The following is a 24134-nucleotide window of genomic DNA, read 5'->3' as shown; positions in this document are numbered from 1 at the left end:
TTGGGAGAGGATGAACCGGATGAAAAGCATAGAAGAGCGGTTGAACGAATATAAAGAAAGGGCGGGTTCCGTGAGCCGGGAATCCGGCGAGGCGGCTCAAGCCTTTGCCCTGGAGTTGATCGGAGAAATCGAGAGGCTGGCGGGCGAAAACAAGCGGCTGCGCAAAGCGTTCGCGCAGTCGGCGGACCGGCGGTACGAATCGACGAAACTAAGAGACGCCTTAAGAGAATAGCCGGATTTTGCCGCCGGATGGCCCGCGAAATGAATAATTAAGCAGTAAAATACGTATTGACAGCCGCCGAAAATGGGCATAGAATACCTAGTAAACGAGTGGGGATTGTTAGGATATACTTTCAAGGAGGCGCATGATTGTGAATTCCCTATACATTGCCAGCTGGGCTGTTGCTGTCGTAGTCCTGCTGTTACTATTTTTCGCGGCCAAGAAAAAGGTGGGTTTCGGGACGCGCGTATTAATCGCCATGGTGCTCGGCGTGGTCGTCGGGGCGGTATTCGGTAAAGAGGCGACAGATCTCGGAACGATCGGCTCCATCTACGTCAACCTGATCAAAATGATCGTTATGCCGCTCGTCATCGCAACGATCATTTCCAGCATTACGTCCGTATCCGATCCGAACATGCTTCGAAAGATCGGAACGAAAACGATCGCCTTGTTCCTGATCACGACCGGTATCGCGGCGGCTATCGGTGTCGTCGTTGCGGTGATCATCGATCCGGGCGCGGGCATTCCTTACGTGCAGGATGCCAAATTCGCCGCCAGAGAAATTCCTTCGTTTCTGAAAGTATTTATGGATCTCGTACCGGCGAACCCGGTGAACGAGATGGCTACCGGCAAAGTTGTGCCGGTTATCGTATTTGCTATGTTCGTCGCGGTCGCCATTACGATCGAAGGCAACCGCAAGCCGGAATCGGTCCGGCCGATCAAGGAAGTCATTCAATCGTTCGCTGTCGTGATGTTCCGCGTAACGAAGCTGATCATCCGCTTGACGCCTTACGGCGTGTTCGGACTGATGGCGGCGATGGCTGCGAAATACGGCCTCGCGTCGCTGCTGCCGATGGGCAAAGTGGTAATTGCCGTTTACATCGCTTGCTTGCTGCACTTCGTTCTGACTTACGGCTTCCTGGTCACGTTCGTGGCGCGGGTCAATCCGATCCGCTTCCTGAAAAAGATTTATCCCGTGCTGGCCGTCGCTTTCACGACACGGAGCAGCTATGCGACGCTGCCGGTCAACCTGGAGGTTATCACGAAGCGGCTTAAAGTATCCGACCGGATCGCTAGCTTTGTCGCCCCGCTGGGCGCTACGATCAATATGAACGGCTGCGGCGGCTTGTATCCGGCGATTGTGGCGATCTTCGTCGCCAAAGTATTCGGCATCGATCTGACGATCACGCATTACCTGCTCATCGTCGGCTCGGCGATGATCGCTTCCATCGGCGTGGCCGGGGTACCCGGACCGGCTTCGATCTCGACGACGGTCGTGCTGGCCAGCGTCGGTCTGCCGATTGAAGGGATGGCGATGGTGCTCGGCATCGATGCAATTCTCGATATGGCCCGGACGGCCATCAACGCAACGGGTACGACCGTCAGCTCCCTTGTCGTCGCTGTAACGGAGAAAGAATTCAACCGCGAGGCGTTCAACAACGAGGCGGACGAAGAGCTCGAAAACTACGACGTGTCTTCGCGCAACGGCGGGTCCAAAACCGCGGTCGCCGGTTAATAAACGAAAAGATAAACACCGCTCTTTCGCAAAGGGCGGTGTTTGTTCGTTTCCGGCGTTCGTTGGACCGGTATATGGTAAAATAGGGCTAAATCAATCACAGCTTCTGCAAAGGGGGAAGGCGAATGGAGAGCAACGCCGTTCAAGCGAAGCTGCTGCTGCGCGTGCCGGAGGTGACGGCGGCGCTGCGCTTCTACGAGCAGGCGCTCGGCTGGGAGCGCCTGGAGCTATGCGCGGCAGCGGGCTACGTGCTGCTGCGTCAGCCTGGCGGCGAGGCAGCGCTGCTCGCTGCGGAAGGCACGGCGGCGGAGGCGCTCAGCCGCCTGCAAGCACCGGGCTGCCGGGAGCTGTCGCCCGGCGGCCGGTTTTATGTGACAGCGCCGCCCGGCGAGGCGCTGGAGCGGCTCCAGCAGCGCGCCGAGGAGGCCGGCGGGCGCTGGTTGGACGAGACGGAGCCGGGCTGCTGGCGGACCGTCACGATCACGACGCCGGAGGGCTACCGCGCGGCGTACTGGCAGGAGCTGTTTCCGTGCGACGAGGAAACGCTGGCTTTGTTCGCAGCGGGGCCGGACCAGTTGGAGGCCGCGCTGGCGGGGCTTGGCGAGGCCGGGCTCAATTTGGCCCGGGCGCCCGGCACATGGAGCATCCGCGAGCAGGTGCTCCATGTGGTGGATCTGGAGCTTGCGGCGCTGCACAAGCTCAAGTTCGCTTTGGCCGGGCCTGAGCGCGGACGCGTCTACAACGGCAACGGCTTCTCGCAGGACGCATGGGCCGCGGGCATGCGTTACGCCTCGCGGCCGATCCGCGCCGAGGTCGCGCTGTTTCGGCTGCTGCGTGAGCACGTGCTCAGCGTATGCGAGCATACGCCGGGAGCGCTGGCGCGCAGCGTCATCGCCTCCGGCAAGGAGGAGACAGCCGGCCGCCTGATGAAAATGATGGCCGGCCACGCGAACGTCCACATTCGCCGGATCGGCGAAATCCGGAAGCAGCACGCGGTCGATTAGCCGAGGCTTTCCGCCAGCTCCATCAGATGTGTGCAGATCCGCTCGGGCCGCACGCCCGTTCGGGCCATCTGCTCGTCCACATTCGAAGCATTGGCCAGTCCGGTCAATACAAGCGCCGTCCGGCAGCCCGCATCGGCTCCGCCGCGGATATCGGTGTTCAAGTTGTCCCCGACCGCCCAAATCTCGCCAAGGACCAGTCCCAGCTTGGCAACGGCATAGCGCATAATGATCGGCGAAGGCTTCCCGATAACAACGGGCGGCGTTTCGCTTGCCCGTTCGATCGAAGCCGCGATGGAGCCGGCTCCTGGTGTCAGCTCGCCGTTCCACGGCAGCAGGTGATCGGGATTCGTCAGGATGTAAGGGGCTCCGCCACGAATATAACGGACGGCTGTAAGCAGCTTGCCGTAATGGAACGACCGGTCGATGCCTTGCACGACCGCAGCGACCGTTCCTTCCGGCGCGTCCTCCGTGACGGGTTCGAAGCCGCCGTCCTTCAGCGCCGTTCTCAGTCCTTCCTCGCCGATGCACAGCACGCGTCCGTTCCGGGCGCCGGTTTCCTGCAAATACATCACGGCCGCTTGCGAGGATGTCAGCACTTCCTCCGGTTTGGCTTCGATCCCGGTCTTGATGAGGTGCGCCGCCACTTGCTCCGGCGTCCGTGACGAATTGTTGGTTACATATAAGAACGGGTAGCCTTTCTCCCGCAGCCAGCAGATAAAATCCGCCGCATAAGGGACCGGGCGGTCTCCATGGTACAGCGTTCCGTCCAAATCCAGCAAAAATCCATATCTCATGATCCGTCCTCCATTCGTGCGATGCGTACCGCACGGCCCGCATCGTTGCCGCATTGTCCACTCCATTATACCGCGCATTGCTCTCCAAGGCGAACGTCCCGCTTTATCCGCCCGCGTCCGAATAACCAAAAAGCCGGCATCCTAAGATGCCAGCTTCAGCTTCACGTAAAAATGGATTTCGCCGTTCTCCGACTCGGCCCAAATGGTGCCTTCGTGCGATTCGACGATGCTTCTCGCGATCGCAAGACCAAGCCCCGAGCCTCCGGTATCGGACGTCCGGGCTTTATCGACGCGGTAGAACCGGTCGAACAACTGCTCCAGCTCGTCGCGGGTCAAAGCGTCCGCTTTGTTGGAGATGCGGATGATCGCGTGCCCGCGTTCCTGGATCATGCCGAAGGTGATCACGCCGGGCTTAGGGCTGTACTTGATCGCGTTGCCGAGCAGGTTTTCGAAGACGCGGATCATTTTGTCCACGTCGATGCGTACCAGCAGCCGCTCCTGCGGCAGGCTGCGGATTAGCGTAAGCTGCTGTTCCTCACTGAGAGTCACGTATTCCTCCAGCAGCTGCTCCAGCACCTCGTTAATGACGACGCCTTTCTTGTGCAGCGGGGCGTCATGATTGGAGAGCTTCGTAAATTCGAACAGATCGTCGATCAGCCCTTTCAGCTTCTCCGATTTGCTGTAAGCGATACTGACATACCCGGCGGCTTGCTCGGGCGTTTCGAAATTTCTGTCGTGCAGCAGCCTCAAGTAGCCCATGATGAGCGTCAGCGGCGTGCGCAAATCGTGCGAAACGTTTGTAATCAGCTCGTTCTTGAGCTGCTCGGCGCGACGCTCCTCTTCGATTCTTCGCTGTAAATCCGTCACCATGAAGTTCATGTCCCTTGCCAGCGACCCAAGCTCGTCCTGGGAACGCTCGACGACGCGGTGGTCCAGATTGCCCGTAGCGATAATCCGCAGTCCGCTCGCAAGCTCCTCGATATATCTCATTTTCCGCTGCGTTAAAAAATAGAACAAAAAGATGAAGACGGCGAGTGAAGCCAGAATGGAAAGCGGGTTCTCACCCTTATGGTAGCTGATGGTCGGCTGAGGGATGCCGCTGACGATTAAGTAGGCTTTCTGATTATTATAGGTCACCGGGTAAAAGCTGGAAAACTCCGAGCGCGAATCGGATTCCCGGTTGCGCGTTTCCATCGCGTTGCGGATGACACTGTGCACGTCGACGTACGTTTCCGGCGCGTTTTCACTGCGGAAGACGACTTTGCCTTCCAGATCCGTAATGACGATCTTGAGCTTGTTGTAGGTGACGAGCCGTTTGACCGTATTCTCAAAATTTTTGCGCCGCTCGGCCTCATCCTGCTTGTTCTCTCCCTGCCGGTTGTTTGGCTGATTCGGCTGCGGTACCTGCGGATTGGCCGCCGGGGTCCCGGGTACGCTGCCGGGCTCTTGGCCGTTTGCGCCGGGGACAGGAACGGCTGTGCCGGCATTGGGCGTCGGCATCCCGCTGCCGGCAGCGGAACCCTGAGGCACGGCCGCTTGCGGTTGTCCGGATTCGCTCCTTGACGCTGCATTCGAATCATAGCTGGGGGATTCGTTGTTTGTCCCGTTTTCGCTGCTGCTGCGCCGCGGAGGCATAAGGAACCGGTCTGCGAGCGAGCGGGCTTCGCTATCGATGCTTTCCATCCCTTGGCTGTAATCAATGACCGTATTCTTGTTGACCGCGCCGAACAGAGCCGAGCTGATGCCGTAGAATAGCAGCGATACGCCGAAACAAAAGGCAAAGGTCAGCATCAGCTGCAGCCGGATGCTGCGCTGCACGTGCGTGCGCACCATTCTATACAGGTCTTGGAGGAACAGGATCATGCCCCGCAGCAGATTAAAAGGGAACCAGGTGAACGGGAAGCGGTCAAGCCTAGGCTTGCGCGGCGGTTTGATCTTCTCTTTTTTACTCAACTTTATATCCCACTCCCCAGACCGTTTTAATAAACTTCGGTTTCCGCGGATTTTCCTCGATTTTCTCGCGAATTTTCCGGATATGTACCATCACGGTATTGTCCGAATCGAAATACGCTTCCTTCCATACGGCTTCGTAAATTTTCTCGATGCTCCATACCGTACCGCGGTGCCGGGCCAGCAGCTCCAGGATCGCAAATTCGCGCGGCGTCAGTTTAACATCCCGGCCGTCTAACTTGACCTCATGCGTCGCGGTATTGATCGTGAGCTCATCGACCTCCAGCTCGTGTTCCTTGTTCGGACGCTGAACATTGAGCCGGGTGTAGCGGCGCAGCTGCGACTTGATCCGGGCGACCAGCTCAAGCGGATTGAACGGCTTGGTGACGTAATCGTCCGCGCCGGTGCTCAGGCCGAGAATTTTGTCCATGTCCTGGCTTTTGGCGGACAGCATAATGATCGGCATATGCTTTTGTTCGCGTATTTTCAGGCAGGCTTCAATGCCGTCCATCTTCGGCATCATGATGTCGAGCACGATCAGATCGACGTCTTCCTTTTGCAGCACGCTTAACGCTTCGATGCCATTGCCTGCGCGCAGCAGACGGTAGCCTTCATTTTTTAAATAAATTTCGAGCAAATCGATAATTTCTTTCTCGTCGTCGACGAGCAATATTGTAGGCTGCGCCACGGGGCCGACCTCCTTTTCATTCCAATAGATCTCGGTTGCTGCGGAGTGGGGTCGGCGTGCTTTTCGGGCGGCGCCGACGACAAAAAAAGCATATCACGCCGGGATAACCTTGACAAACGGCATGCGGGCCACTCCCCTTTCCTAACGTTGACTGTCACCTAGTATAGCCGGGAAATCTTAACGACTAACGATTCAAAACCTTAAAACATTCTTAAGGGAAAATTAGAAGCCGTCGGCGCTTTTTACGAAAAGGTCACTTTTTGGTTTAAGTAGGAATATATTGGATTATAAGGTGAGCTTATTAAAGCGGTAAAAGAATGTTATGAACGGAGGAATCCCATGAACCGGATCGGAACCATCGAACAGGTCCTCAGCACGCTGCTGCCTGTGCGCAGAACTTCGCCCAAGCAGCTTCAGGCGATCCTGAGAGGCATGGATCTGTCGATTGAAGGATTGTCGCCATTCATTGCGGAGCCTGAGAATCTGCCTTACGGAAGAACGAGCCTATACCGGACCGATGCCGCCGAAGCGGTGCTGATCCATTTGCCTCCCGGAACCGAAACGTACATTCACGATCACGGCGCATCCGTCGGCTGTGCGCGTCTGCTCGAAGGTACGCTTACGAACCGGATGTTCCGGCTGGATGGCTACGGGTATCCCTGCTTGTCCGGGGAAGTTGAAATCGAGGAAGGTAGCCATTATTACGCGCCGAAAAAACAAATTCACCAGCTTCGCAATTCCGGCCAGCAGCGCGCAGTGGCCTTCCATCTGTATGCTCCGGCGCCTGCCGGGAGGTCGTATTTTCCATTCGAGCAGGTGCTCGATTATGTGATCTAAGCTTTTGCCAATTGCAGCGCGGCTGCAACCTTCGGATAATCGGCGACGTCCATTTCCATAACATGACAGAGGAGGGTGGAGAGATGCCGAAATCCGGAGTCATCATGAAAAAAACAATGCCGTTGCTGCTGGCGGCCGCGCTGTTATGCTCGGCTTGCACCGCTGCCGATGCCGGGGGCGATGTCAGCCTAAGAAAGCATGCGCCTGCGGATTTGGATGCGCGGATCGTGCAGGCCGACAATGCGTTCGGCTTGAAGCTGCACCGTACGATCGCGGAGCAAAATCCCGGCAGCAACGTATTCGTATCACCGTTCAGCGTATCGATGGCGTTATCGATGGTTTACCATGGAGCAGGCGGCGCGACGCGCGAGCAGATCGGGCAAACGCTGCAGAGCCAAGGCTTGTCCGTTGACGAGTGGAACCGGGGACATCAGGCGCTCCGCGATTTGCTGGAGCATTCGGGCAAGGAAACGCAGTTGTCCGTCGCGAATTCGATCTGGGCCAGAAAGGGCGTAGCGTTTCATGAAAGCTTCCTGCAGCGAAACCGCGACTTCTATGGCGCGGAGGTCGATACGCTCGATTTTGCACAGGACAATGCCGTTCGCAAAATCAATCAATGGGTCGGCAAGCGAACGAACGGCAAAATCGACAGCATCGTGCAGGGACCGATTTCATCGGAAACGGTCATGTATCTGCTGAACGCCGTGTACTTCAAAGCGCAGTGGCAGCACCCGTTTCCGGAGCGAGACACCAAGCCCGGTACGTTCCATGTGGCAGCGGGACAGACGAAGCCGGTGAACCTGATGGCGCTGACCGGACGGCTCGATTATGCGCAGGAGCCGGATTACCAGGCGGTTCGGCTACCCTACGCGGACGGCAAGCTGGCGATGGTTGTTGTCCTGCCCTCCGAAAAGGCCGGGCTGGAAAAGGTGCAGCAGAAGCTGTGGTCGGATGAGGCGTTTTGGAACAAGCCCTTTCCATCTGCAAACGGGACCTTGAAGCTGCCGCGGCTGAAGCTGGAGCTGGGATACGAGCTGAACGACGCGCTGAAAGCGATGGGTATGCCCGCGGCATTCGACCCGGCAAAGGCGGACTTTTCTGAATTATCGCCGAAACCGGTCGTGATCAGCGAGGTGAAGCACAAGACGTTCGTGGAGATGAACGAGCAGGGCACGGAAGCTGCGGCGGTCACCTCCGTAGGAATTCAAGTAACCTCTGCGCCCGCTCCGGTGGCCAAGCCGTTTGAGATGATCGTCGACCGGCCGTTTTTGATCGCGATTCAGAGTACGGAGACCGGCAGCTTGCTGTTCCTCGGCAGCATCGTCGATCCGAAGGAGTAAGGGAAGCGCGCTGGATCAGAGCCGCACTACACCAAGCGAAAGAAGACCTCGTGCAAGTTCCGCCGCCAAAGGCGAGAGGGCACGGGGTCTTTGATGTAGTAAAAGAAGTCGGAGGAGCATGAACTCCAAGTCGTTACAAAAATTGGAATAAAAACTTTTGATTTTAAAGATGGAGGTATGCCATGAAAAACATTAGTTTGCGGTTTCTTCTAGCATCCGTTGTTTATTTGGTTCCTTCCGCAGTAGCTGAAAATGCCGAAAAGCAAATCAATGTATTGTTTAATAATATTGGCGTTAAGATTAACGGAGAACGAGTAGGATCTGACAATTTTTTATATCAAGGAACTACCTATTTACCCTTATGTGAAATTAACGAGAGACTTGGAATAACGGTACTGTGGGATGATCATACAACTTAATAGGTGGTACGGAAAATCGTACCATAAGTAGCACAAAGTCGTCCTTTCAAGCAATACATAACATGCATATACCAATATGTGGTACAATTGCTGGCGGAATGATTAATTTATTACTATTAGGTGATATATGAGAATGAAGAATCTTATTAGGCAAGTAATTCATGAATGGAATCCTTATGGGTTATTACCATGTGCACCCGATAATGAATTTGATTCAGAAATTGAAAAGGTTACAAAATCCCTTCAACAAGTGAATACATTAGAAGAATTAGCGAGAAGTATACAAGAGATATTTTCATTGAGTTTTGGTGAACCGTTTAAGTATGAGAGATGCTTATCTGTAGCAGACCAAATTTGGAACAAGGCAAATGAACAAAGCTAAAGTTAATCAAGAGGACTATATTCTGAAAGGGCGACAAGTCAGATATGCCATATACTCATATGATTTTAGAAGTTCATTGTCTATACGGGCTTGGAGAACAAAAGGAAAATGAGCCTGTTCCAAACTTTTGTAAACGAGGAGCGAGGAGATTAGGATACCATTGCATGGAGAATAAATGTGCTTTTATGGCATTTACAGATGCGCCATATGAAATTGCTTATTCGGGGCATGAAGGTGTGGTTCCAGACGGAAACGCTTTGATTGGATTTGGTGGTGATATGGAGCCATCTGATTATGCTACACATAAAACTGAAGAGTTAAAGAATCTGTGGGAAAAGATATGCAGAAAGAAAATTCAAGAAGCATACGATGAATACATGGTTTTCTTCAAGGGGAAATATGGAAAACAGGAACAATAAGGCGATTCAAAATAAATGTCCAGAGAAATATTGCTTTTTTTGGCTTGACGAAGGTAGTTGTGGATGTCCCTTCGGAACTTGTTTAAGGATTGAAACGGATAATAAAAATAAAGATTGGTTTGAACCAAATGAACCAGAGCATGACATAAATGGACTTTCTTATGATTATTTCAATAGAAGCATTACTTAGCATAGATTCTAGCCACTAAGGTGATGGGTATGAGTTGGAAAGACGTGAAGCATGAAGGGATTTCATACATAGAAAAGATTGTTGCAGAATTTGATGTTTGGGTTCATCATTCACTTCCCTTTGCAAAAGTGAAGGTAAAAGTAAAGGAAAACTCCAAAACAGGTACATTTTTCGGACAAGTAAATGTTGCAGTCATAAGCGTGTTAGATGGTACTCCAGATTGGATTGGAGGTAATGGCTCAACAATCGAAGAAGCACTTGAAGATGCTATCAAGCATTTTTACTTAACGCTGCAAGGTAGAGAAGGACTTTCAATTGATGACTTTGAATGGGCTGAACCACACGATTTTTAGATAAGAAGTGAATGTACCTAAAGAAACCACTCCAATGTCAGGAGTAGCTTTGTATTTATATACTGATGTATATTTTGTGGTCAAACTGCACTTTGTGCTTAGGTTCATTACAGTGAAACCGTATCATAAATCATTGCTAACGGGTACGGGAGTTGAATGACGTTTTTTTAAACAACTTTATTATCAGGCAACAACAGGGAACGGAAGTCGCCGTTTTTTCGAACAATTTCATCTTGTCATTCCTTACATCGCGTGATAGTATATAACAATTAATGTGGAAGGGCTTCTAGGGATCCGACGGCCAAGCGGCCGGTCGAACCAAGCGGAGCCGGCGCGCTACGCATAGAGCCGCGCTACACCGTAGGGATAAAAGACCTCGTGCAAGTTCCGCCGACAAGGCGAAACGGCATGGGGTCTTTTCTGCTTTAGCAGAGGAAAGGAGAAGGAGGAACATGAACGCGATACGGGCCGAAGGGCTGACGAAACGGTTCGCCGTAAAACGGAAGGGGGAAGGCTTCAAGGCCGGGGTACGTTCGCTGCTGCGCCCGCAGTACAGCGAGAAGACGGCGGTGCAAGGCATCGATCTGACCGTCCCGCAGGGGGAGACGCTGGCGTTTCTCGGACCGAACGGTGCCGGCAAATCGACGACGATCAAGATGCTGACCGGCATTCTGCATCCGTCCGGCGGACACGCCGAGGTGCTTGGCTGCTGTCCGTGGAAGGAGCGCAGCAAGCTGGCTTACCGGATCGGCTCCGTCTTCGGGCAGAAATCGCAGCTCTGGTACCACCTTCCGCCCGCCGATTCGTTCGAGCTGATGAGCCGCATTTACGAATTAAAGCGCAGCGATTATCTCGCCCGGCGGGAAGATCTGGTCCGCCGCTTCGAGCTGGAGCCGTATTTGCATACTCCCGTGCGGAAGCTGTCGCTGGGCGAACGGATGCGCTGCGAGATTGCGGCGGCGATGCTGCACCGGCCGCAAATCCTGTTCCTTGACGAGCCGACAATCGGGCTGGACGTGGTGGTAAAGCAAAGCATACGCGAGCTCATCCGGTTCATGAACCGGGAGGAAGGGGCGACTGTGTTCCTGACCTCTCACGACGCGGGAGATATCGAGCAGCTGTGCCGGCGGGCCGTTGTCATCAACCACGGGCAGATGATCTTCGATGATACGGTCGAGGCGATGAAGCGGGATCTGTTGACCGGCAAGACGATCCGGCTCAAGCTGCTGGAACCGGGCCCTCCGTTCCGGCACCACGGCGTAGAAGTGCTGGCGCAAACGGACCAGGAGCTGGCGCTTTCCGTCGATACGTCGGCCATTGCCGCTCAGGAGGTGCTTTCCCGCCTCGTCGCGGCGTACCGCGTGTCGGACATCACGATCGAAGATCCTCCTATGGAGAGCATCATTACGCATATTTACGAGCGGGAGGGGAGCGTATGAATCTGAGTTCGAAGCTGCTGAAATACGGGGCGATCGGGCGGATCAGCCTGCGGAATCATTTTGCTTACGTGCTCGATTTTTTAATCCGCTCGATTTTCCTGATCATCATCATGTATATCTTCATTCAATTGTGGCAGACGACGTACCGCGGGGAAGGGTCGCAGTTGATCGCGGGCTACAGCTTCGAGCAGATCATTTGGTATATTTTGTTCGCCGAAGCGCTGACGATGGCGTTCCCCAGCCTTTGCACCCGCGTGGAGGAGGAAGTGAAGAGCGGCGATGTCGGCTACAAGCTGACGCGCCCGTTCAGCTATATCGGCTACCATTACATGGCTTATATAAGCGAAGTGACGGTCCGGCTGCTTGTGAACCTTGCGGTCGGCTGTGCGCTCGGCTTCGCCTTTTTCGGTCCTCCGTCGTTCGGCTGGGGCTGGCTCGGATTTTTCGCCATGAGCTTCGGTGCAATGACCGTCAACTTTATGCTCAATATGGCGCTGTCGCTGTGCGCGTTCTGGGTCGAGGAGACGCGGGGACTGGAGTTCGTGTACCATAAGCTGCTGTTTACGATCGGGGGCATGCTGATGCCGCTCGAACTGTTTCCCGCCGCGCTGCAGCAAGTGTGCCGCTGGCTGCCGTTTCAGGCTGTCCTGTATTTTTCGGCCAAAACCGCCGTCCGCTGGGAGGAAGTCCATCTCGCTCCGATGCTGACGGTCCAGTGGGCGTGGGTAGCCGTGCTGGCGCTTGTCGTCTGGCTTATCTATCGGAAAGGCGTCCGCAAGCTGAACGTCAACGGCGGCTGAGCCGCAAAGAAGGGAGGGGAACAAATTGCGCCAGAATTCGAAAATGATGCCGCTGCTGCGGTTCGTATGGACGTGCTGGAAGCTCAATTTGGCTGGAGCCATGGAATTCCGACTGAGCTTTCTGATGACTGCGGGCATGATGATGGTGAACAATGCCGTTTGGATTTTTTTCTGGGGGCTTTATTTTCGGCGGTTTCCGGTCGTGAACGGCTGGGAGCTGCAAGACGTGATGATGATGTGGGCGGTGAGCGCGGGTGGCTTCGGTCTGTCCGCCGTGCTGTTCGGCAATGCGTACCGACTGGCCTCGCTGGTTGCGGGTGGTCAGCTTGATCTGTACCTGACACAGCCCAAGCCGGTGCTGCTTCATATTCTGGTCAGCCGAATGTCCGTCTCTGCGATCGGGGACGTGCTGTTCGCCCTGCTGCTGTATGGACTGTTCGGGGACCGCTCGCCGCTTGGCCTGCTGAAGTTCGTGCTGGCGCTGCTCATCGCGATGCTGATTTTTCTGTTCTTCGTGGTGACGACGCAGTCGCTCGCCTTCTACATCGGGCAAGCCGAAGGCATCGGCCAGCAGCTGTTCAATGCAATTCTTACCTTCTCCACTTACCCGACAGGCATTTTCAGCGGCTGGGGCCGGCTGATTCTATTCACCGTCATTCCTGCCGGATTCATCAGCTATTTGCCGATCGGACTGCTGCGAGAAGCGGATCTTGCGTTCACGCTGCAGGCGCTCGGAATGACGGGACTCGTGACCGCGGCCGGTTTATGGTTCTTTCACCGCGGCTTGCGGCGGTACAGCTCCGGAAATGCGATGGGGCTTCGGATGTGAAAGCGTCCGAAGAGGTGTATAATGGTTCTGGAACGATCGACCCTATGATAAACGACTGCGGAGGACAGCTTATGAGTACGACCGAAAAAGAGTGGTTTCGGATATACAGCGCCGTGTATCTGCTCCTTGTGCGGGAGAACAGGCTACTGCTGCTTCGCCGAACCAACACCGGCTACGAGGATGGCAAGCTGAGTCTGGTAGCCGGCAAAATGGACGGGAACGAAGAAGTGAAGCAGGCGGCGGCTCGCGAAGCATGGGAGGAAAGCGGCGTCCGGGTGGACCCGGCCGATCTGGAAGTGGCGAGTGTGATGCACCGGAATTCAGATACGGGCGAATGGATCGATTTTTTTCTGACCGTGAAGCAATGGGAGGGGGAGCCATACAACCGGGAACCGGACAAATGCTCCGAAATGGCGTGGTATCCGCTGGACGGCCTTCCGGAAGATATGATTCCCCATGTGCGCCAGGCGGTCGAAAACGTGCTGGCGGGCGTATTTTACGACAGCTACGGATGGCAGCAATAAAGAAGGCGGCGAAGAGTCCCGTTCGGGGAGCTTGGCCGCCTTTTGTCATCTTAGACGAAAATTCGACGCATGTGTCGATTCGTCGTAGTAAGCCGACCGGGTTTTTGCTAGAATGAAGGTAGGGAGGGGAGGACGGATGTTCGGTCCATCGTCGGTGCCGAAGCCGAAGCGCCGCAGCCGATGGCGCACGGCGGCAGGCATTGCGTATTACCGGCTGCGCCGCCGCGTGAGCTGGATGCTCGGGAATAAACGCTTTGCGCGATTGCGCCGAGACGAACCGCTGCGGCACGTTCATTTCACCCACCGTACTCCGCTGCTTCGACAGCTTCGGAATGTGGAGATGCAGCTTCAATACAACAAAATCGTCAACTTGAGACTGGCTGCGCAGCGGCTGGACGGTCTGGTCCTTCAGCCGGGCGAAACGTTCTCGTACTGGAGGACGATCGGCAAACCGACCCGCCGTCAAGGCTACGTGGACGGGATGGTTCTGCATCACGGCACGGTCCGGGCCGGAGTGGGAGGCGGTTTATGTCAGCTTTCCAATCTGATTTACTGGATGACGCTGCACACGCCGCTTACTGTGACGGAGAGATACCGGCACGGATACGACGTCTTTCCCGATGCGGGACGAAAGCAGCCCTTCGGAACAGGGGCGACTTGCTTTTATAATTACTTGGATCTGCAGATCGAGAACTGCACGGAGATGTGCTACCAGCTCCGAATTTGGCTGACGGACACCGACTTGGTCGGAGAATGGCGGGCCGATAGTCCGGCATCGCACCGTTATGAGATTACCGAAACCAGGCACTGGATTACCCAGGAATGGTGGGGCGGATACGTTCGCCATAACGTCATATGCCGCAACCGGTTCGATGCGGAAGGGCGCTGGCTGGACGAAGGGTTCGTTGCCGAGAACCACGCCATCATGATGTATGAGCCCTGCTTGCCGGAGAAAGCCGATCCCGGAGAAGTTCCCGGGCGGAGCGACTTGTAGTATGTATAAAGAATCAGACCGTTTCTTTAAAAGGTGCTTCGATCCTGTGATTTTTGTTATATTTCACACAAAACGCGACAAAAGTTCTATACTTGCATCATGAATTTAGGTATAATGAAATAACAAAAAAGTCCTATGGATCTGCGGCATATTGTCGAAAAAAGGAGACCGGTCATCTTATGAAGGCAGAGCTTATCAACCCGTTTTTGGAGTCGGCCAGAATCGTCATCGAACAAGTTGCCAATATACGACCGACCACCGGACAGCTCGGCATCAAAGACGTGAAGTTTGTTGAAAAATATATTTGGATTCAAATCGGCATGACCGGGCAGATGGAAGGGGACATCGTCTTCGGATTGCACGAGGAAGTCGCGCTCAAGGTCGTATCCGCCATGATGGGCGGTTTTTCGATCACCGAAATGGACGAGATCGGTAAAAGCGCCATCTCCGAGCTCAGCAATATGATCAGCGGCAATGCCAGTACGATGTTATTCAACCAAGGGGTCCGCGTCGATATTACGCCGCCCAAGCTGCTTCATTCCGCGCATGCGGCCGGCTTCAACGCGCAAAAGGCACTGACGATCCCGCTGATTATGGAAGGCATCGGGGAGCTGGATATTCAAGTGCTGATCGCTTAACCAAGCGGCATGCTCTACAGTTGAAATGACAAGTCCATAACGTGTAAGCTGTAAGCGAACGCTTCTCCGGTTCCGATAACGCCGGGAGCGCTTCGCTTTTTTTGTTCGATAGAAGACGGGGGGAACCGGACGATGGATTTTCAGGGCAAAATCGCGGTAATTACGGGAGCGTCCAGCGGGATCGGCGCGCTGATGGCGCAGATGCTGGCGCAGCGCGGAGCCGTTCCTGTGCTGATGGCGCGATCGGAGCAAAAGCTGGCGGAGGCGTCCGCTAAAATACAGGGCAAGCACGCCGTATATCGACTCGACGTCACCTCGGCGGAGCAGGTAACGGCAACGATGGAGCGGGTGATCGCCGAATACGGGCGGATCGACATTCTGATCAACAATGCGGGCTACGGCGTGTTCGATTCGTTCGTGACGGCACCCTTAAGCGAATTCGAGAGCATGATGGATGTGAATTACATGGGGTCGGTCCGCTGTACGAAAGCGGTGCTGCCTTCCATGCTGAAGCAGGGGAGCGGCCATATCGTCAATATTGCCTCCATGGCCGGGAAGATCGGCTCGGCCAAGTCGAGCGGCTACTCGGCCACCAAGCACGCGGTGCTCGGCTTGACCAATTGTCTGCGGCAGGAGCTCGTTGGTACCGGCGTTCGTTTGACCGCCGTCAACCCCGGGCCGATCGATACGCCGTTTTTTGAGCGGGCTGATCCTTCGGGCAGCTACGTAAAAAACATCCAATGGTTTATGCTGAAGCCGGAGCGCGTCGCTCAAGCGGTGCTGAAAGCGATCGAGCGGGGGACGCCCGAGGTGAACCTGCCGTTCATGGCGGCAGCCGGAGTGAAGCTGTATCAGTTGTTTCCGCGGCTATTCGATGGCATCGCTTATAAATTGCTCAATAAGAAGTAGCTGTTAGCGAGAAGACCGCGCACCCTCGGAGGGGTGGCGGTCTTCTTTGGCTCGTATTATAGTAGACCGGGGAATGTCGATAAGAAATAAGAAATAAGAAAAGAAGACCGAGTGCGCGCATTGCATTTCGGTCTTCGTACAGGGTATGGTAAAGGAAGCATGGGTTCGCAGCGATCAGGCTTCCGGTTCCGGCGCTGCTTCCTGCTGTTGATTGGCCGCCTTAAACTTCTGGTTGCGGTCGCGGACCTCTTCGAACAGCTTGCGGACATCGGCTTTGCCCTCGGGATGCTGCTGATTCCAATGGCTTGCGAGAGCCGGCATCGTTTTATGGATATGGTTGTAGATCGCCCAAACTTTAATTTTTTCCACCGTTTCGGCGGAAGCGTCGCCGGTCAGGAGCTCGGCATATTTCTCGACCAGCCCTTCGAATTCGGCGGCAAAACGGGAATTCATTTGAAAATCCACCTTTCCGGTCATAATACATCTTAGTGTAACGCCGGAACGACTTTGTGTCAAAAAATGGAGTGAACCGAACATGCCTATACCTACCGATACAAACCTTCCGCAAAGCGGGGCAACCGGCGGCGCTCCAGCCGACGGCACGCTGGTTCAGAGAGAAATTCTCCGCAGCCTGGCGAAGGGCATATCGCTTTACCGGCTGACATATATTAGCCAAGGACTTCAGGTGAAAGGTTATCTTGCCGTGCCCGATTCGGCTATGCCCGTTCCGGGTCTAATTTACTGCCGGGGAGGCATCCGCAAGGTCGGGATGGTGCGCAAACGCCGCATTTTCTCGATGGCGCGGCGCGGGTACGCGGTATTTGCGCCGTTTTATCGGGGCAACGAAGGCGGTGAGGGACGGGAAGACTTCGGAGGGGAAGACCGCTTTGACGTGCATCACGCCATTACCCTCATGCAATCGCTGCCGGAGGTGCAGTCCGGACCGATTCCGCTGATCGGCTTCTCGCGCGGCGCATTGATGGCGCTGCTGGCGGCCAAAGAGTGCGAAGGCGCCGGTCCGGTCGTCGTCTGGGGCGGCGTGAGCGATCTGCTCGATACATATGAAGAGCGGGTCGATCTGAGACGGATGCTGAAGCGGGTCGTCGGACATCCGCGCAAGCAGGCCGAATGCTATGAGCGGCGATCGCCGGTCTGTTGGGTCGACGCGATCCGTGTTCCCGTCATGATCGTACATGGTACGGCGGATGCGCAGGTCAGCGTAGAGCAGGCGCGCAAGCTGGGAGCGGCGCTGGAGCGGGCCGGGAAGGAGTACACGATGGAGCTGTACGACGGGCTCGGGCACCGTTTTCCGAAGGAGGACGACGAACGCGCGCTCGATGCGGTGTTCGGATGGATCGCAAGCAAACGGGAGCGGGCGGAAGGCCGGGATCGATAAGGAGGTTGTCTTCCTGCCGGGTAGGGCAATCGCCCGCATATTCTGGTATACTAAGAAAACGCAAGGGAAGAGAGGATGATCGAATGAATACGGGGTTTGCAGCTTTACATATCGCTCCGCAGTATGTCAAACGGCTGCAGGAGCTCGGCATTACGGAGCCGTCGGACATACAGGCCGAAGCGATACCGATCGCGCTTGAAGGAAAAGATGTCGTCGCGCAATCGCAGACCGGTACGGGGAAAACGCTGGCTTATTCGCTGCCGTTGCTGCATAAAATAGACGCGGGCGCAAGAGAGGTACAAGCTCTTGTACTGGTGCCGACACGGGAGCTCGGCATGCAGATCGTGCAGACGCTGGAGCAGCTTGTGAAGGATAGCGACGTCCGCGTGCAGCAGCTCATCGGCGGCGCCTCCATCGAGCGCCAGATCGACCGGTTGAAGCTCAAGCCGCAGATCGTGGTAGGGACGCCTGGCCGCGTACAGGAGCTGGTGAAGCTCCGCAAGCTGAAGCTGCACGGAATCCGCACGGTCGTCGTCGACGAGGTCGATCAAGTGTTCGAGCTGGGGTCCATGCAGGATGTGGAGGCGCTGTTCAAAGGCATGCTGCGCGACCGGCAGCTGCTGTTTTTTTCCGCGACGTTCCCGCCGCCGCTGCAGGACGTCATCGATCGCTGGATGCGCGAACCCGTCTACGTTCGGGTAAAACCGGCGCAGCGCACCTCGGAGACGCTTGAGCATCTGTATTTCGTATGTCAGGAACGGGACAAAATCGATACGCTGCGCCGGATTGTCCGACTGTATAACCCGAAGGCCGCGATCGTGTTCGTCAATGAGACCGACGATATCGGGGAAGCGGTGGCGAAGCTGCAATATGTCGGCCTATCGGTCGAAGGCTTGTACGGTGATTCCTTCAAGCAGGAACGGGCCAAGGCGATGCAGGCGTTCCGCGCCGGCAAATTCCAGCTGCTGCTCGCGACCGACGTAGCCGCCAGGGGGCTTGATCTGCCGCAGGTTACTCACGTGATCAACCTCGATCCGCCGATCGATGCGGACCATTACGTGCACCGCGTAGGCCGGACGGGGCGGATGGGCCGCAAAGGCACGGCCGTGTCGATCATTACTCCGCGGGAGCAGTTCATTATCGATAAGTTTTCCAAAGCGCTCGGTATCGAGATCAAGCAGCGGACGATGTTTCATGGGAAGGTCGTCGATCCGGAGCAGGAGCGGGCCATTCGCCGGGACGCGAAGAAGCTCGTGGAACGCCGGGTGCCGGACGAAGCGCCGTCGGGAAGGGAAAAACCTGAAGCGCGTATTGCCCAGGCGGGAGCTCCGAAGCTTCCCCGTACGGAAGGCAAGAGCGTGAAGCCGGCACAGGCCGGCACGGGCCGTCCTCCGGCTCCGGCTTCGGCTGCCCCGGATAAACGCAAGGCGGAACGGGAGCGGGACCGCAAAAACAAAGGAGCGCCGCGCTGGCTTAAGGAAAAGCGCGATCCGTCGGGTAAACCGAAAAAGTAACGAAGGAGCCGCCGATTCCGCCTGTCAAACTCCGGGAGAGGACATTGGGCTCAGGTTAGGACCGGCTCCTTTAAGGGGGAAGTCAGATGAGATCGCTCTTCAAAGGGATCGTCACGATCGTAGTTCTGGCCGCGCTGCTGGTCGCCGGGGCATTATGGTACGCGCAGCCGCAAGCGGAGCTGGATTTGACATATAATGATCTTCCGGTGCGCGAAAAGCTTGCCGCGATGGTAATCAATCGCAAGCCGGAGGCGGTGCTGACGGAGCAGGAGCTGGGCGATTTGCTGAAAAAGGCGCTTTCCCGCCGGGCCGAGCTGCGGCCCGGCGTCAAGCTGACAGGAGCGAAGTTCTTCCTTGAAGGGGACCGGCTCGCGGCAGACGTGACGCTGCTGCTTCAAGACCGCTGGAAGGTCGGCGCCCGGCTCAACTTCGAGCTTGCCTGGAAGGAGCCGTATTTGACGGCCGTCCATACCGGCACCGTCATCCGGGACGTTACCGTACCGGGCGAATGGCTGAGCCTTCAGCCGATCCAGGTTGATCTGAACGATTATATGCCGAGGCATGTGGCGATTCGGGACGTAGCCTTTGAAGGGCCCACGGTACGTGTGACTTTCGGGCTGCGCTTATAGATGAAAGCAAAAGGGACGGTTATCTTCCGATCGAAGGAAACCGTCCCTGAGCTTGTTAGGAAACCCGCTTCGCGTAGAAATACTCTGCATATGCCGGTGGGGTAGATCCCTCCAGCCGCTGCCCTTCCCCAGAAAGTGATGTAACTCTTGGAAGCTTATTCTGATACTTTCCGGGGACCCCATCTACCCGTGAACTTGATTAGAATTAGCGGTATTTTCACGGGTTTCAAAGGCGGACGTAAACTCTTACGGGATATACCCCACCTCTATTTGTCTGAGTTTTTCTACTTCCTAGGGTTTCTCAACACTCAAAGGGACGGTTTCCTTCGAAGGAAACCGTCCCTTTTTGGGTGGGTAGGTACAAAACCAGTCTGCGCTGGCTCGCTTACGACGTCTTTTGCGACAAGCCCGGACCGGGGGCAGCTTCCGGCTGCTTTTTGCCGCGCCGGCTTCCTAGCGTCAAGGCCAGCGGTAAGCCGATCAGCACGACAACCGTAGCGACCATGTATACGTCGTTGACGCTCAACGTGAACGCCTGCTGCTGCAGCTGCTGGCCGTTCAGCCCGCCGGTCTTGCCGAGCTCCATGCTGTGCGCGGCAACGCGAGAAGCGAGCATCGAGGTGAACAGGCCGATGGAGAACGAGCCGAATCCTTGGCGGATCCAGTTGTTCACCGAGGAAGCGTGCCCGGACAGCTCGCGCGGAATGACCTCCATGCCGGCATTGGAAGCGGGCATGGTCGAGAAGGCGATGCCAAGGTTGCGGACGGTCATCCACAGGATGATATAGCCATGCGTTACATCGACGCTGAGATGGGCCATAGCCAGTGTTCCGACGCCGATCAGTACGATCCCGAACAGAATAAGCGGCATCGGCCCCACCCGCGAATACAGCTTGCCGGTAAGCGGCATGCAGACTGCCATCGCCAGCGACGGGATGAGGAGGATCAAGCCCGTATCGAAGGCGGAGACATGCTGGATATTTTGCAGAAACACCGGCGTCAGGAACGTCCCGGAATACAAGCTGATCGTGATGATACAGCTAAGAATCAAGCTGTAGGTATACCGGGAATACGCGAATACTCTTAGGTTCAACAGCGGCCCGGCTTTACGCAGCTCGTAAAGAACGAAGGCAATCAGCGTCAACGCTCCGAAGGCCAGCAGGGATACCGTCTGCCAAGATCCCCAGCCCCAAGCGTGCGCTTCGCTGAATGCGATGAGCAGCGCGGAGCTGCTGAGAATGACGGCCAGAAAGCCGAACAGGTCGAACGGTTTCGGTGTCGTCAAGCGGTAATACGGAATCAGCTTCATCGCAAGTGCGATGGCGATGACACCGAACGGCAGGTTGATCAAGAACAGCCAGGTCCAGTCGAACGTTTGAATCAGCCAGCCGGCCAGCGACGGGCCTAGCGCCGGAGCCAGCATCGCTGACAAGCTCCACATGCTGATGGCGAACGCCTGCCGTTCTCTGGGAATGACTTGATAAATGATCGTCATGGTGGCAGGCATGACCATGCCGCTGAAGGCCCCTTGCAGAATGCGGAACATGATCAGCGAATGAATATTCCAAGCTACGGCGCACAGTCCCGACATGAACGTAAACCCGATCAGGGCCGCGACATATAAATATTTGGTGCTGAATCGGTCCCCCAGGTAGCCGGTGATCGGCGCAATGACCCCGGTCGCAAGCATAAAGCCGGTCAGCGTCCACTGTACCGTATTCAAGTCGGTATGAAAATCCTGCATTAAGATTGGAATGGCTACGTTAATGGAACTTGTTCCCAGAATCGCCAGAAACGAGCCGAAAAAAATACCGATCATGACCGGCCAAAACGGCACGGGTTTCTCGGTGCTTTCAAGCGAAGCCATGCTATTCTCTCCTTTTCTCCCTGCTATCGGGCTCTCCGCTAAGCGAAAGCCCGTTCTTTAGTCTTTATCCATGACCGTTCTATACTCGACCACTTTGCGGAGCAGCCGGGTCAATTCGGCGGTTTCGCCCGGCTCCAGCCCTTGCCAGAACCACTCGACCAATTCCGCCGCTTTCTCGTCCAACTCGCTCAAAGCGTCCAGACCTTTCTGCGTGACGGTCACCATGACGACCCGCCGGTCTGTTTCGTTATGCGCCCGCTCCGCATACCCGCTGGCCACCAGCTTATTGGCGAGGTTCGTCACGGCCGGCAGCGTAATTTGCAGCGTGTCCGCCAGCTCCGAACACCGCATCGTCCCGTTCGCCCGAAGGCTCTCCAGCAAATAGTACTGCTGAATCGGCAGCCCTTGCTTCAACCGGCCTGTCATTTCGGTGATCCATCGGCGCATCGCCAGCCGGGTCCATTTTTCAATCTCTGTGGACGCATGAAGCCCTTGCTCCCGCATGACGGCTCCCCCTTTGAGTTTTAGCTCTCAATAATTTTGTCTATGAATAATTCAAACTTTGAACTAAATCATTGTACTCCGTTTTCCTCGATGTGTCAAAAGTTGGAGACGCATTGCCGCCATACGAAAAAGCCCTCCCGCAACCGGACGATTCCACGGCGCAGGAGGGCTTGCTTTATTATTTTTTACGTGTTTTTACATAAGACGCATAAACGATCTCGCCGGTATCCAGCTTGGCGATTTCGTCCGCCGACCAGCCGGCCAGCTTGTTGTTGCCGGTGACACCGGTCAGCTTGATGTTGTACTTCGAGGCCAGATACTGCTGAAGCTGCGGCATGTCGGCTTCCTTCAGCTCGCGAAGCTTCTTCTTGCCTTGAATTTGCCCCAAAATGACGCCGATCGATTCGGCCGCCAAGCTCGTATTCGGCTGAATGCGCGCGCTGCCGTAAGCGATGGCGGAGGCGCCGACGTTTTTGCCGGCCATAATGACGTTGTCGTAATTTTTGAGCAGGAAGCTGCGCAGCGGCATCCCGTATTTGTCCGGGCGGCCCATTTCGATGCCCCATTTGTTGGCGCTGGTGCCCTGCAGGTCGAGCGGGTAGCCGCCGATGCTCACGTTGTCCCAGAACATTTTCGCCCCGAGCATATCCGAAGGCTTCAAGACGTAATCCGTCTCGTAGTGGTTGTATTCACGGATGTACAGGTAGTTCGGGAACCCGTTCAGCTCCGCTTTCTCCCAGCCGGGCAAGCTTTTGCGGAAATGGTTCAGGATCAGAGGAATTTCCTTCTTCCCGAGTTCCATCGCATCGGCTACCGATTTGTCGTCCGACGGATCGACCGTATAGATCAGGAAGGCGTTGATAATCACTTCGCCGTCCCGCTGGCTCACCGCATTCAGCCCGCGCAGAAACACGCGGTCGTTCGTCGGTTTGTACTTGCTCGTCATGTCCGAAAGGCTGATGGCGAAGCTGTTGTCCACCGAGCCCCAGCCGAATTTGGCGCTGCGCTCTTCCTTCGGCATATTGTTGAAGCTTTGCTGGAATTTCGCCCAATCGACGTTTTTGAACTTCATCATCATGCCGGAGCTCATATACTCGATGTTATTTTGCCCGTAGAACTTCTCCAGGCCCGGCATCCGGGTCGCCTGAAGCTTGCTGACCATCGCGGCGTAATCGGTATTCTCGACCCAGTAGGAGGCGGCAATTCGTTTCTTCTGGCCGTCCTTGGTCGTGTAGACGATGCCGTTTAACGCCTGCCCGCCGAATTGGCCGGGGTTTTGCTCGATGCTCTCGATCTTAATCCCTTGCTCGACGGGAATGTCCTTTTTCAGCTTGTCAAAATATTGCTCGAATTCCTTCAGCTTGCGGATTTTGCCGTTGCGGAAGCCGTCGAACAGTTCCTTCGCCCGGCCTTGGACCAGCAGCCGGTGCTGATCGTCGCGGGTTTCGTCCAGGAACAGCATCTCTCCCTGCAGCACTTGGCCGCCGAATGCATTGCGCGGGTCCAATATTTTGACCTTCAATCCTTCGTCCGCCGCGGCGCGGGCCAAATAGAGCCCTTCCAGCTCGCTGCCGATCACGACTATATCCGTCTGCTCTGTCGGGATGTCGGGTAGTTTGTTGTCCGTTTTGGAGGCGGTTGTATTCTTGCCGCCGTTCGCATCGTCTTTCCCTGTGGTTGCCGTTGAGTTCGGAGACGGCTTGTCCGGCGCGCTCCGCTGCAGGAACGTATAGACCCCAGCCAGGGCGACCAAGGCCACCAGGGCCAGAACAATCGTCAGCTTTTTGCCGCTTAATTTCATCTCTCTCTCCTTATCTTTCGTTTATGGTAGAAGCCGGGACAAGGTCCGAAAAGGACAATCCCGGGGTATGATGTTAAGTTTAACATTTTTGGCAGGCGATCTAAAGGACCCCCCTAAACATTTTGGGGAGGGCGAACGATGTAAGTGCAGTCAGGAACTCTTCGCGAAGGTTCTGAAA

At 55.7% G+C, this 24134-nt stretch carries 26 protein-coding genes; 19 read left to right on the top strand and 7 right to left on the bottom strand.

Annotation, left to right across the window (positions count from 1 at the left end; translation table 11 throughout):
* Positions 1 to 19: 19 nt before the first annotated feature.
* From ET33_RS07910 to ET33_RS07900, 3 genes are all read left to right on the top strand, one after another.
* The gene (locus tag ET33_RS07910) at positions 20 to 232 is read left to right on the top strand and encodes a hypothetical protein (RefSeq protein WP_036679010.1); all 213 of its coding nucleotides are present in this window, start codon (positions 20 to 22) and stop codon (positions 230 to 232) included.
* A 133-nt stretch (positions 233 to 365) separates the two neighbouring features.
* Positions 366 to 1736 carry a dicarboxylate/amino acid:cation symporter gene (locus ET33_RS07905; RefSeq protein WP_051775179.1) on the top strand — a complete coding sequence of 457 codons (1371 nt, stop codon included), beginning with the start codon at positions 366 to 368 and terminating at the stop codon, positions 1734 to 1736.
* Between the two features lie 125 nt (positions 1737 to 1861).
* Positions 1862 to 2740 (top strand): DinB family protein, encoded by an 879-nt coding sequence (locus ET33_RS07900; protein ID WP_051775178.1) that lies wholly within the window; start codon positions 1862 to 1864, stop codon positions 2738 to 2740.
* Here ET33_RS07900 and ET33_RS07895 read toward each other — a convergent pair.
* The 3 genes from ET33_RS07895 to ET33_RS07885 all read right to left on the bottom strand — a co-directional run bounded on the left by ET33_RS07895 (position 2737) and on the right by ET33_RS07885 (position 6172).
* Positions 2737 to 3534: an HAD-IIA family hydrolase gene (locus tag ET33_RS07895; RefSeq protein ID WP_036679007.1), complete on the bottom strand. Its 798-nt coding sequence runs from the start codon at positions 3532 to 3534 to the stop codon at positions 2737 to 2739. The two genes, ET33_RS07900 and ET33_RS07895, sit on opposite strands and share 4 nt — an antisense overlap.
* Before the next feature lie 141 nt (positions 3535 to 3675).
* Positions 3676 to 5487 (bottom strand): sensor histidine kinase, encoded by a 1812-nt coding sequence (locus ET33_RS07890; RefSeq protein WP_036679003.1) that lies wholly within the window; start codon positions 5485 to 5487, stop codon positions 3676 to 3678.
* On the bottom strand, positions 5480 to 6172 hold the full coding sequence (locus ET33_RS07885) for a response regulator transcription factor (RefSeq protein ID WP_036679001.1): 693 nt from the start codon (positions 6170 to 6172) through the stop codon (positions 5480 to 5482). Before ET33_RS07885 ends, ET33_RS07890 begins: the two co-directional genes overlap by 8 nt.
* A gap of 339 nt (positions 6173 to 6511) precedes the next feature.
* Here ET33_RS07885 and ET33_RS07880 point away from each other — a divergent pair, with 339 nt between their 5' ends.
* The 13 genes from ET33_RS07880 to ET33_RS07825 all read left to right on the top strand — a co-directional run bounded on the left by ET33_RS07880 (position 6512) and on the right by ET33_RS07825 (position 16245).
* Positions 6512 to 7009, top strand: a complete 498-nt coding sequence (locus ET33_RS07880; protein WP_036678998.1) for a cysteine dioxygenase — start codon at positions 6512 to 6514, stop codon at positions 7007 to 7009.
* Between the two features lie 83 nt (positions 7010 to 7092).
* Entirely contained in the window at positions 7093 to 8349 is a 1257-nt protein-coding gene (locus ET33_RS07875; RefSeq protein ID WP_036678995.1) for a serpin family protein, read from the top strand.
* Between the two features lie 182 nt (positions 8350 to 8531).
* Positions 8532 to 8768: a stalk domain-containing protein gene (locus ET33_RS07870; protein ID WP_036678992.1), complete on the top strand. Its 237-nt coding sequence runs from the start codon at positions 8532 to 8534 to the stop codon at positions 8766 to 8768.
* 133 nt (positions 8769 to 8901) lie between these two features.
* Positions 8902 to 9150: a DUF1871 family protein gene (locus tag ET33_RS37320; RefSeq protein WP_161783530.1), complete on the top strand. Its 249-nt coding sequence runs from the start codon at positions 8902 to 8904 to the stop codon at positions 9148 to 9150.
* Between the two features lie 164 nt (positions 9151 to 9314).
* Positions 9315 to 9569 carry a hypothetical protein gene (locus ET33_RS39190; RefSeq protein ID WP_051775177.1) on the top strand — a complete coding sequence of 85 codons (255 nt, stop codon included), beginning with the start codon at positions 9315 to 9317 and terminating at the stop codon, positions 9567 to 9569.
* A 219-nt stretch (positions 9570 to 9788) separates the two neighbouring features.
* Positions 9789 to 10112, top strand: coding sequence for a hypothetical protein (locus ET33_RS07860; protein WP_036678986.1), 324 nt, complete (start codon positions 9789 to 9791; stop codon positions 10110 to 10112).
* A gap of 452 nt (positions 10113 to 10564) precedes the next feature.
* Positions 10565 to 11551 (top strand): ABC transporter ATP-binding protein, encoded by a 987-nt coding sequence (locus tag ET33_RS07855; protein ID WP_036678983.1) that lies wholly within the window; start codon positions 10565 to 10567, stop codon positions 11549 to 11551.
* On the top strand, positions 11548 to 12351 hold the full coding sequence (locus tag ET33_RS07850) for an ABC transporter permease (protein ID WP_200879191.1): 804 nt from the start codon (positions 11548 to 11550) through the stop codon (positions 12349 to 12351). Before ET33_RS07855 ends, ET33_RS07850 begins: the two co-directional genes overlap by 4 nt.
* A gap of 25 nt (positions 12352 to 12376) precedes the next feature.
* Positions 12377 to 13180, top strand: coding sequence for an ABC transporter permease (locus tag ET33_RS07845; RefSeq protein ID WP_235206662.1), 804 nt, complete (start codon positions 12377 to 12379; stop codon positions 13178 to 13180).
* A gap of 71 nt (positions 13181 to 13251) precedes the next feature.
* On the top strand, positions 13252 to 13704 hold the full coding sequence (locus ET33_RS07840) for an NUDIX hydrolase (protein ID WP_036678980.1): 453 nt from the start codon (positions 13252 to 13254) through the stop codon (positions 13702 to 13704).
* 136 nt (positions 13705 to 13840) lie between these two features.
* A complete protein-coding gene (locus ET33_RS07835) occupies positions 13841 to 14698 on the top strand; it encodes a VanW family protein (RefSeq protein WP_036678978.1) in 858 nt (285 codons plus the stop codon).
* Positions 14699 to 14877: 179 nt separating this feature from the next.
* Positions 14878 to 15336 (top strand): chemotaxis protein CheX, encoded by a 459-nt coding sequence (locus ET33_RS07830; RefSeq protein ID WP_036678975.1) that lies wholly within the window; start codon positions 14878 to 14880, stop codon positions 15334 to 15336.
* A 132-nt stretch (positions 15337 to 15468) separates the two neighbouring features.
* The gene (locus ET33_RS07825) at positions 15469 to 16245 is read left to right on the top strand and encodes an SDR family NAD(P)-dependent oxidoreductase (protein WP_036678972.1); all 777 of its coding nucleotides are present in this window, start codon (positions 15469 to 15471) and stop codon (positions 16243 to 16245) included.
* Positions 16246 to 16419: 174 nt separating this feature from the next.
* Here the strand turns inward: ET33_RS07825 and ET33_RS07820 are convergent, their stop codons facing one another.
* Entirely contained in the window at positions 16420 to 16698 is a 279-nt protein-coding gene (locus ET33_RS07820) for a DUF2573 family protein (RefSeq protein WP_036678970.1), read from the bottom strand.
* An 82-nt stretch (positions 16699 to 16780) separates the two neighbouring features.
* On the opposite strand from ET33_RS07820, the gene ET33_RS07815 reads away from it, so the two are divergent.
* The 3 genes from ET33_RS07815 (at position 16781) to ET33_RS07805 (ending at position 19784) form a co-directional block, all read left to right on the top strand.
* Positions 16781 to 17641, top strand: a complete 861-nt coding sequence (locus ET33_RS07815) for an alpha/beta hydrolase family protein (protein WP_036678966.1) — start codon at positions 16781 to 16783, stop codon at positions 17639 to 17641.
* Positions 17642 to 17724: 83 nt separating this feature from the next.
* Positions 17725 to 19155, top strand: a complete 1431-nt coding sequence (locus ET33_RS07810) for a DEAD/DEAH box helicase (protein WP_036678962.1) — start codon at positions 17725 to 17727, stop codon at positions 19153 to 19155.
* A gap of 86 nt (positions 19156 to 19241) precedes the next feature.
* Positions 19242 to 19784, top strand: coding sequence for a hypothetical protein (locus tag ET33_RS07805; protein ID WP_036678958.1), 543 nt, complete (start codon positions 19242 to 19244; stop codon positions 19782 to 19784).
* Between the two features lie 385 nt (positions 19785 to 20169).
* Here ET33_RS07805 and ET33_RS07800 read toward each other — a convergent pair whose 3' ends face one another.
* The 3 genes from ET33_RS07800 to ET33_RS07790 all read right to left on the bottom strand — a co-directional run bounded on the left by ET33_RS07800 (position 20170) and on the right by ET33_RS07790 (position 23956).
* The gene (locus ET33_RS07800; protein ID WP_036678953.1) at positions 20170 to 21651 is read right to left on the bottom strand and encodes a DHA2 family efflux MFS transporter permease subunit; all 1482 of its coding nucleotides are present in this window, start codon (positions 21649 to 21651) and stop codon (positions 20170 to 20172) included.
* A gap of 57 nt (positions 21652 to 21708) precedes the next feature.
* A complete protein-coding gene (locus ET33_RS07795) occupies positions 21709 to 22155 on the bottom strand; it encodes a MarR family winged helix-turn-helix transcriptional regulator (protein WP_036678950.1) in 447 nt (148 codons plus the stop codon).
* A 178-nt stretch (positions 22156 to 22333) separates the two neighbouring features.
* A complete protein-coding gene (locus tag ET33_RS07790) occupies positions 22334 to 23956 on the bottom strand; it encodes an FAD-dependent oxidoreductase (RefSeq protein WP_036678945.1) in 1623 nt (540 codons plus the stop codon).
* Between the last annotated feature and the right edge of the window lie 178 nt (positions 23957 to 24134).

Origin of the sequence: Paenibacillus tyrphae, assembly GCF_000722545.1 — a bacterium.
Classification (GTDB): domain Bacteria; phylum Bacillota; class Bacilli; order Paenibacillales; family NBRC-103111; genus Paenibacillus_G; species Paenibacillus_G tyrfis.
The sequence above is the reverse complement of the archived record's forward strand: the minus strand, read 5'-3'. Positions and strand labels throughout refer to the sequence as shown.

Bases quoted from the DNA above. Each gene is read 5' to 3' on its own strand.
- ET33_RS07910 (WP_036679010.1), top strand. From the start codon at position 20: ATGAAAAGCATAGAAGAGCGGTTGAACGAATATAAAGAAAGGGCGGGT.
- ET33_RS07905 (WP_051775179.1), top strand. From the start codon at position 366: ATGATTGTGAATTCCCTATACATTGCCAGCTGGGCTGTTGCTGTCGTA.
- ET33_RS07900 (WP_051775178.1), top strand. From the start codon at position 1,862: ATGGAGAGCAACGCCGTTCAAGCGAAGCTGCTGCTGCGCGTGCCGGAG.
- ET33_RS07895 (WP_036679007.1), bottom strand. From the start codon at position 3,534: ATGAGATATGGATTTTTGCTGGATTTGGACGGAACGCTGTACCATGGA.
- ET33_RS07880 (WP_036678998.1), top strand. From the start codon at position 6,512: ATGAACCGGATCGGAACCATCGAACAGGTCCTCAGCACGCTGCTGCCT.
- ET33_RS07875 (WP_036678995.1), top strand. From the start codon at position 7,093: ATGCCGAAATCCGGAGTCATCATGAAAAAAACAATGCCGTTGCTGCTG.
- ET33_RS07870 (WP_036678992.1), top strand. From the start codon at position 8,532: ATGAAAAACATTAGTTTGCGGTTTCTTCTAGCATCCGTTGTTTATTTG.
- ET33_RS37320 (WP_161783530.1), top strand. From the start codon at position 8,902: ATGAAGAATCTTATTAGGCAAGTAATTCATGAATGGAATCCTTATGGG.
- ET33_RS39190 (WP_051775177.1), top strand. From the start codon at position 9,315: ATGGAGAATAAATGTGCTTTTATGGCATTTACAGATGCGCCATATGAA.
- ET33_RS07860 (WP_036678986.1), top strand. From the start codon at position 9,789: ATGAGTTGGAAAGACGTGAAGCATGAAGGGATTTCATACATAGAAAAG.
- ET33_RS07855 (WP_036678983.1), top strand. From the start codon at position 10,565: ATGAACGCGATACGGGCCGAAGGGCTGACGAAACGGTTCGCCGTAAAA.
- ET33_RS07850 (WP_200879191.1), top strand. From the start codon at position 11,548: ATGAATCTGAGTTCGAAGCTGCTGAAATACGGGGCGATCGGGCGGATC.
- ET33_RS07840 (WP_036678980.1), top strand. From the start codon at position 13,252: ATGAGTACGACCGAAAAAGAGTGGTTTCGGATATACAGCGCCGTGTAT.
- ET33_RS07835 (WP_036678978.1), top strand. From the start codon at position 13,841: ATGTTCGGTCCATCGTCGGTGCCGAAGCCGAAGCGCCGCAGCCGATGG.
- ET33_RS07830 (WP_036678975.1), top strand. From the start codon at position 14,878: ATGAAGGCAGAGCTTATCAACCCGTTTTTGGAGTCGGCCAGAATCGTC.
- ET33_RS07825 (WP_036678972.1), top strand. From the start codon at position 15,469: ATGGATTTTCAGGGCAAAATCGCGGTAATTACGGGAGCGTCCAGCGGG.
- ET33_RS07820 (WP_036678970.1), bottom strand. From the start codon at position 16,698: ATGAATTCCCGTTTTGCCGCCGAATTCGAAGGGCTGGTCGAGAAATAT.
- ET33_RS07815 (WP_036678966.1), top strand. From the start codon at position 16,781: ATGCCTATACCTACCGATACAAACCTTCCGCAAAGCGGGGCAACCGGC.
- ET33_RS07810 (WP_036678962.1), top strand. From the start codon at position 17,725: ATGAATACGGGGTTTGCAGCTTTACATATCGCTCCGCAGTATGTCAAA.
- ET33_RS07805 (WP_036678958.1), top strand. From the start codon at position 19,242: ATGAGATCGCTCTTCAAAGGGATCGTCACGATCGTAGTTCTGGCCGCG.
- ET33_RS07800 (WP_036678953.1), bottom strand. From the start codon at position 21,651: ATGGCTTCGCTTGAAAGCACCGAGAAACCCGTGCCGTTTTGGCCGGTC.
- ET33_RS07795 (WP_036678950.1), bottom strand. From the start codon at position 22,155: ATGCGGGAGCAAGGGCTTCATGCGTCCACAGAGATTGAAAAATGGACC.
- ET33_RS07790 (WP_036678945.1), bottom strand. From the start codon at position 23,956: ATGAAATTAAGCGGCAAAAAGCTGACGATTGTTCTGGCCCTGGTGGCC.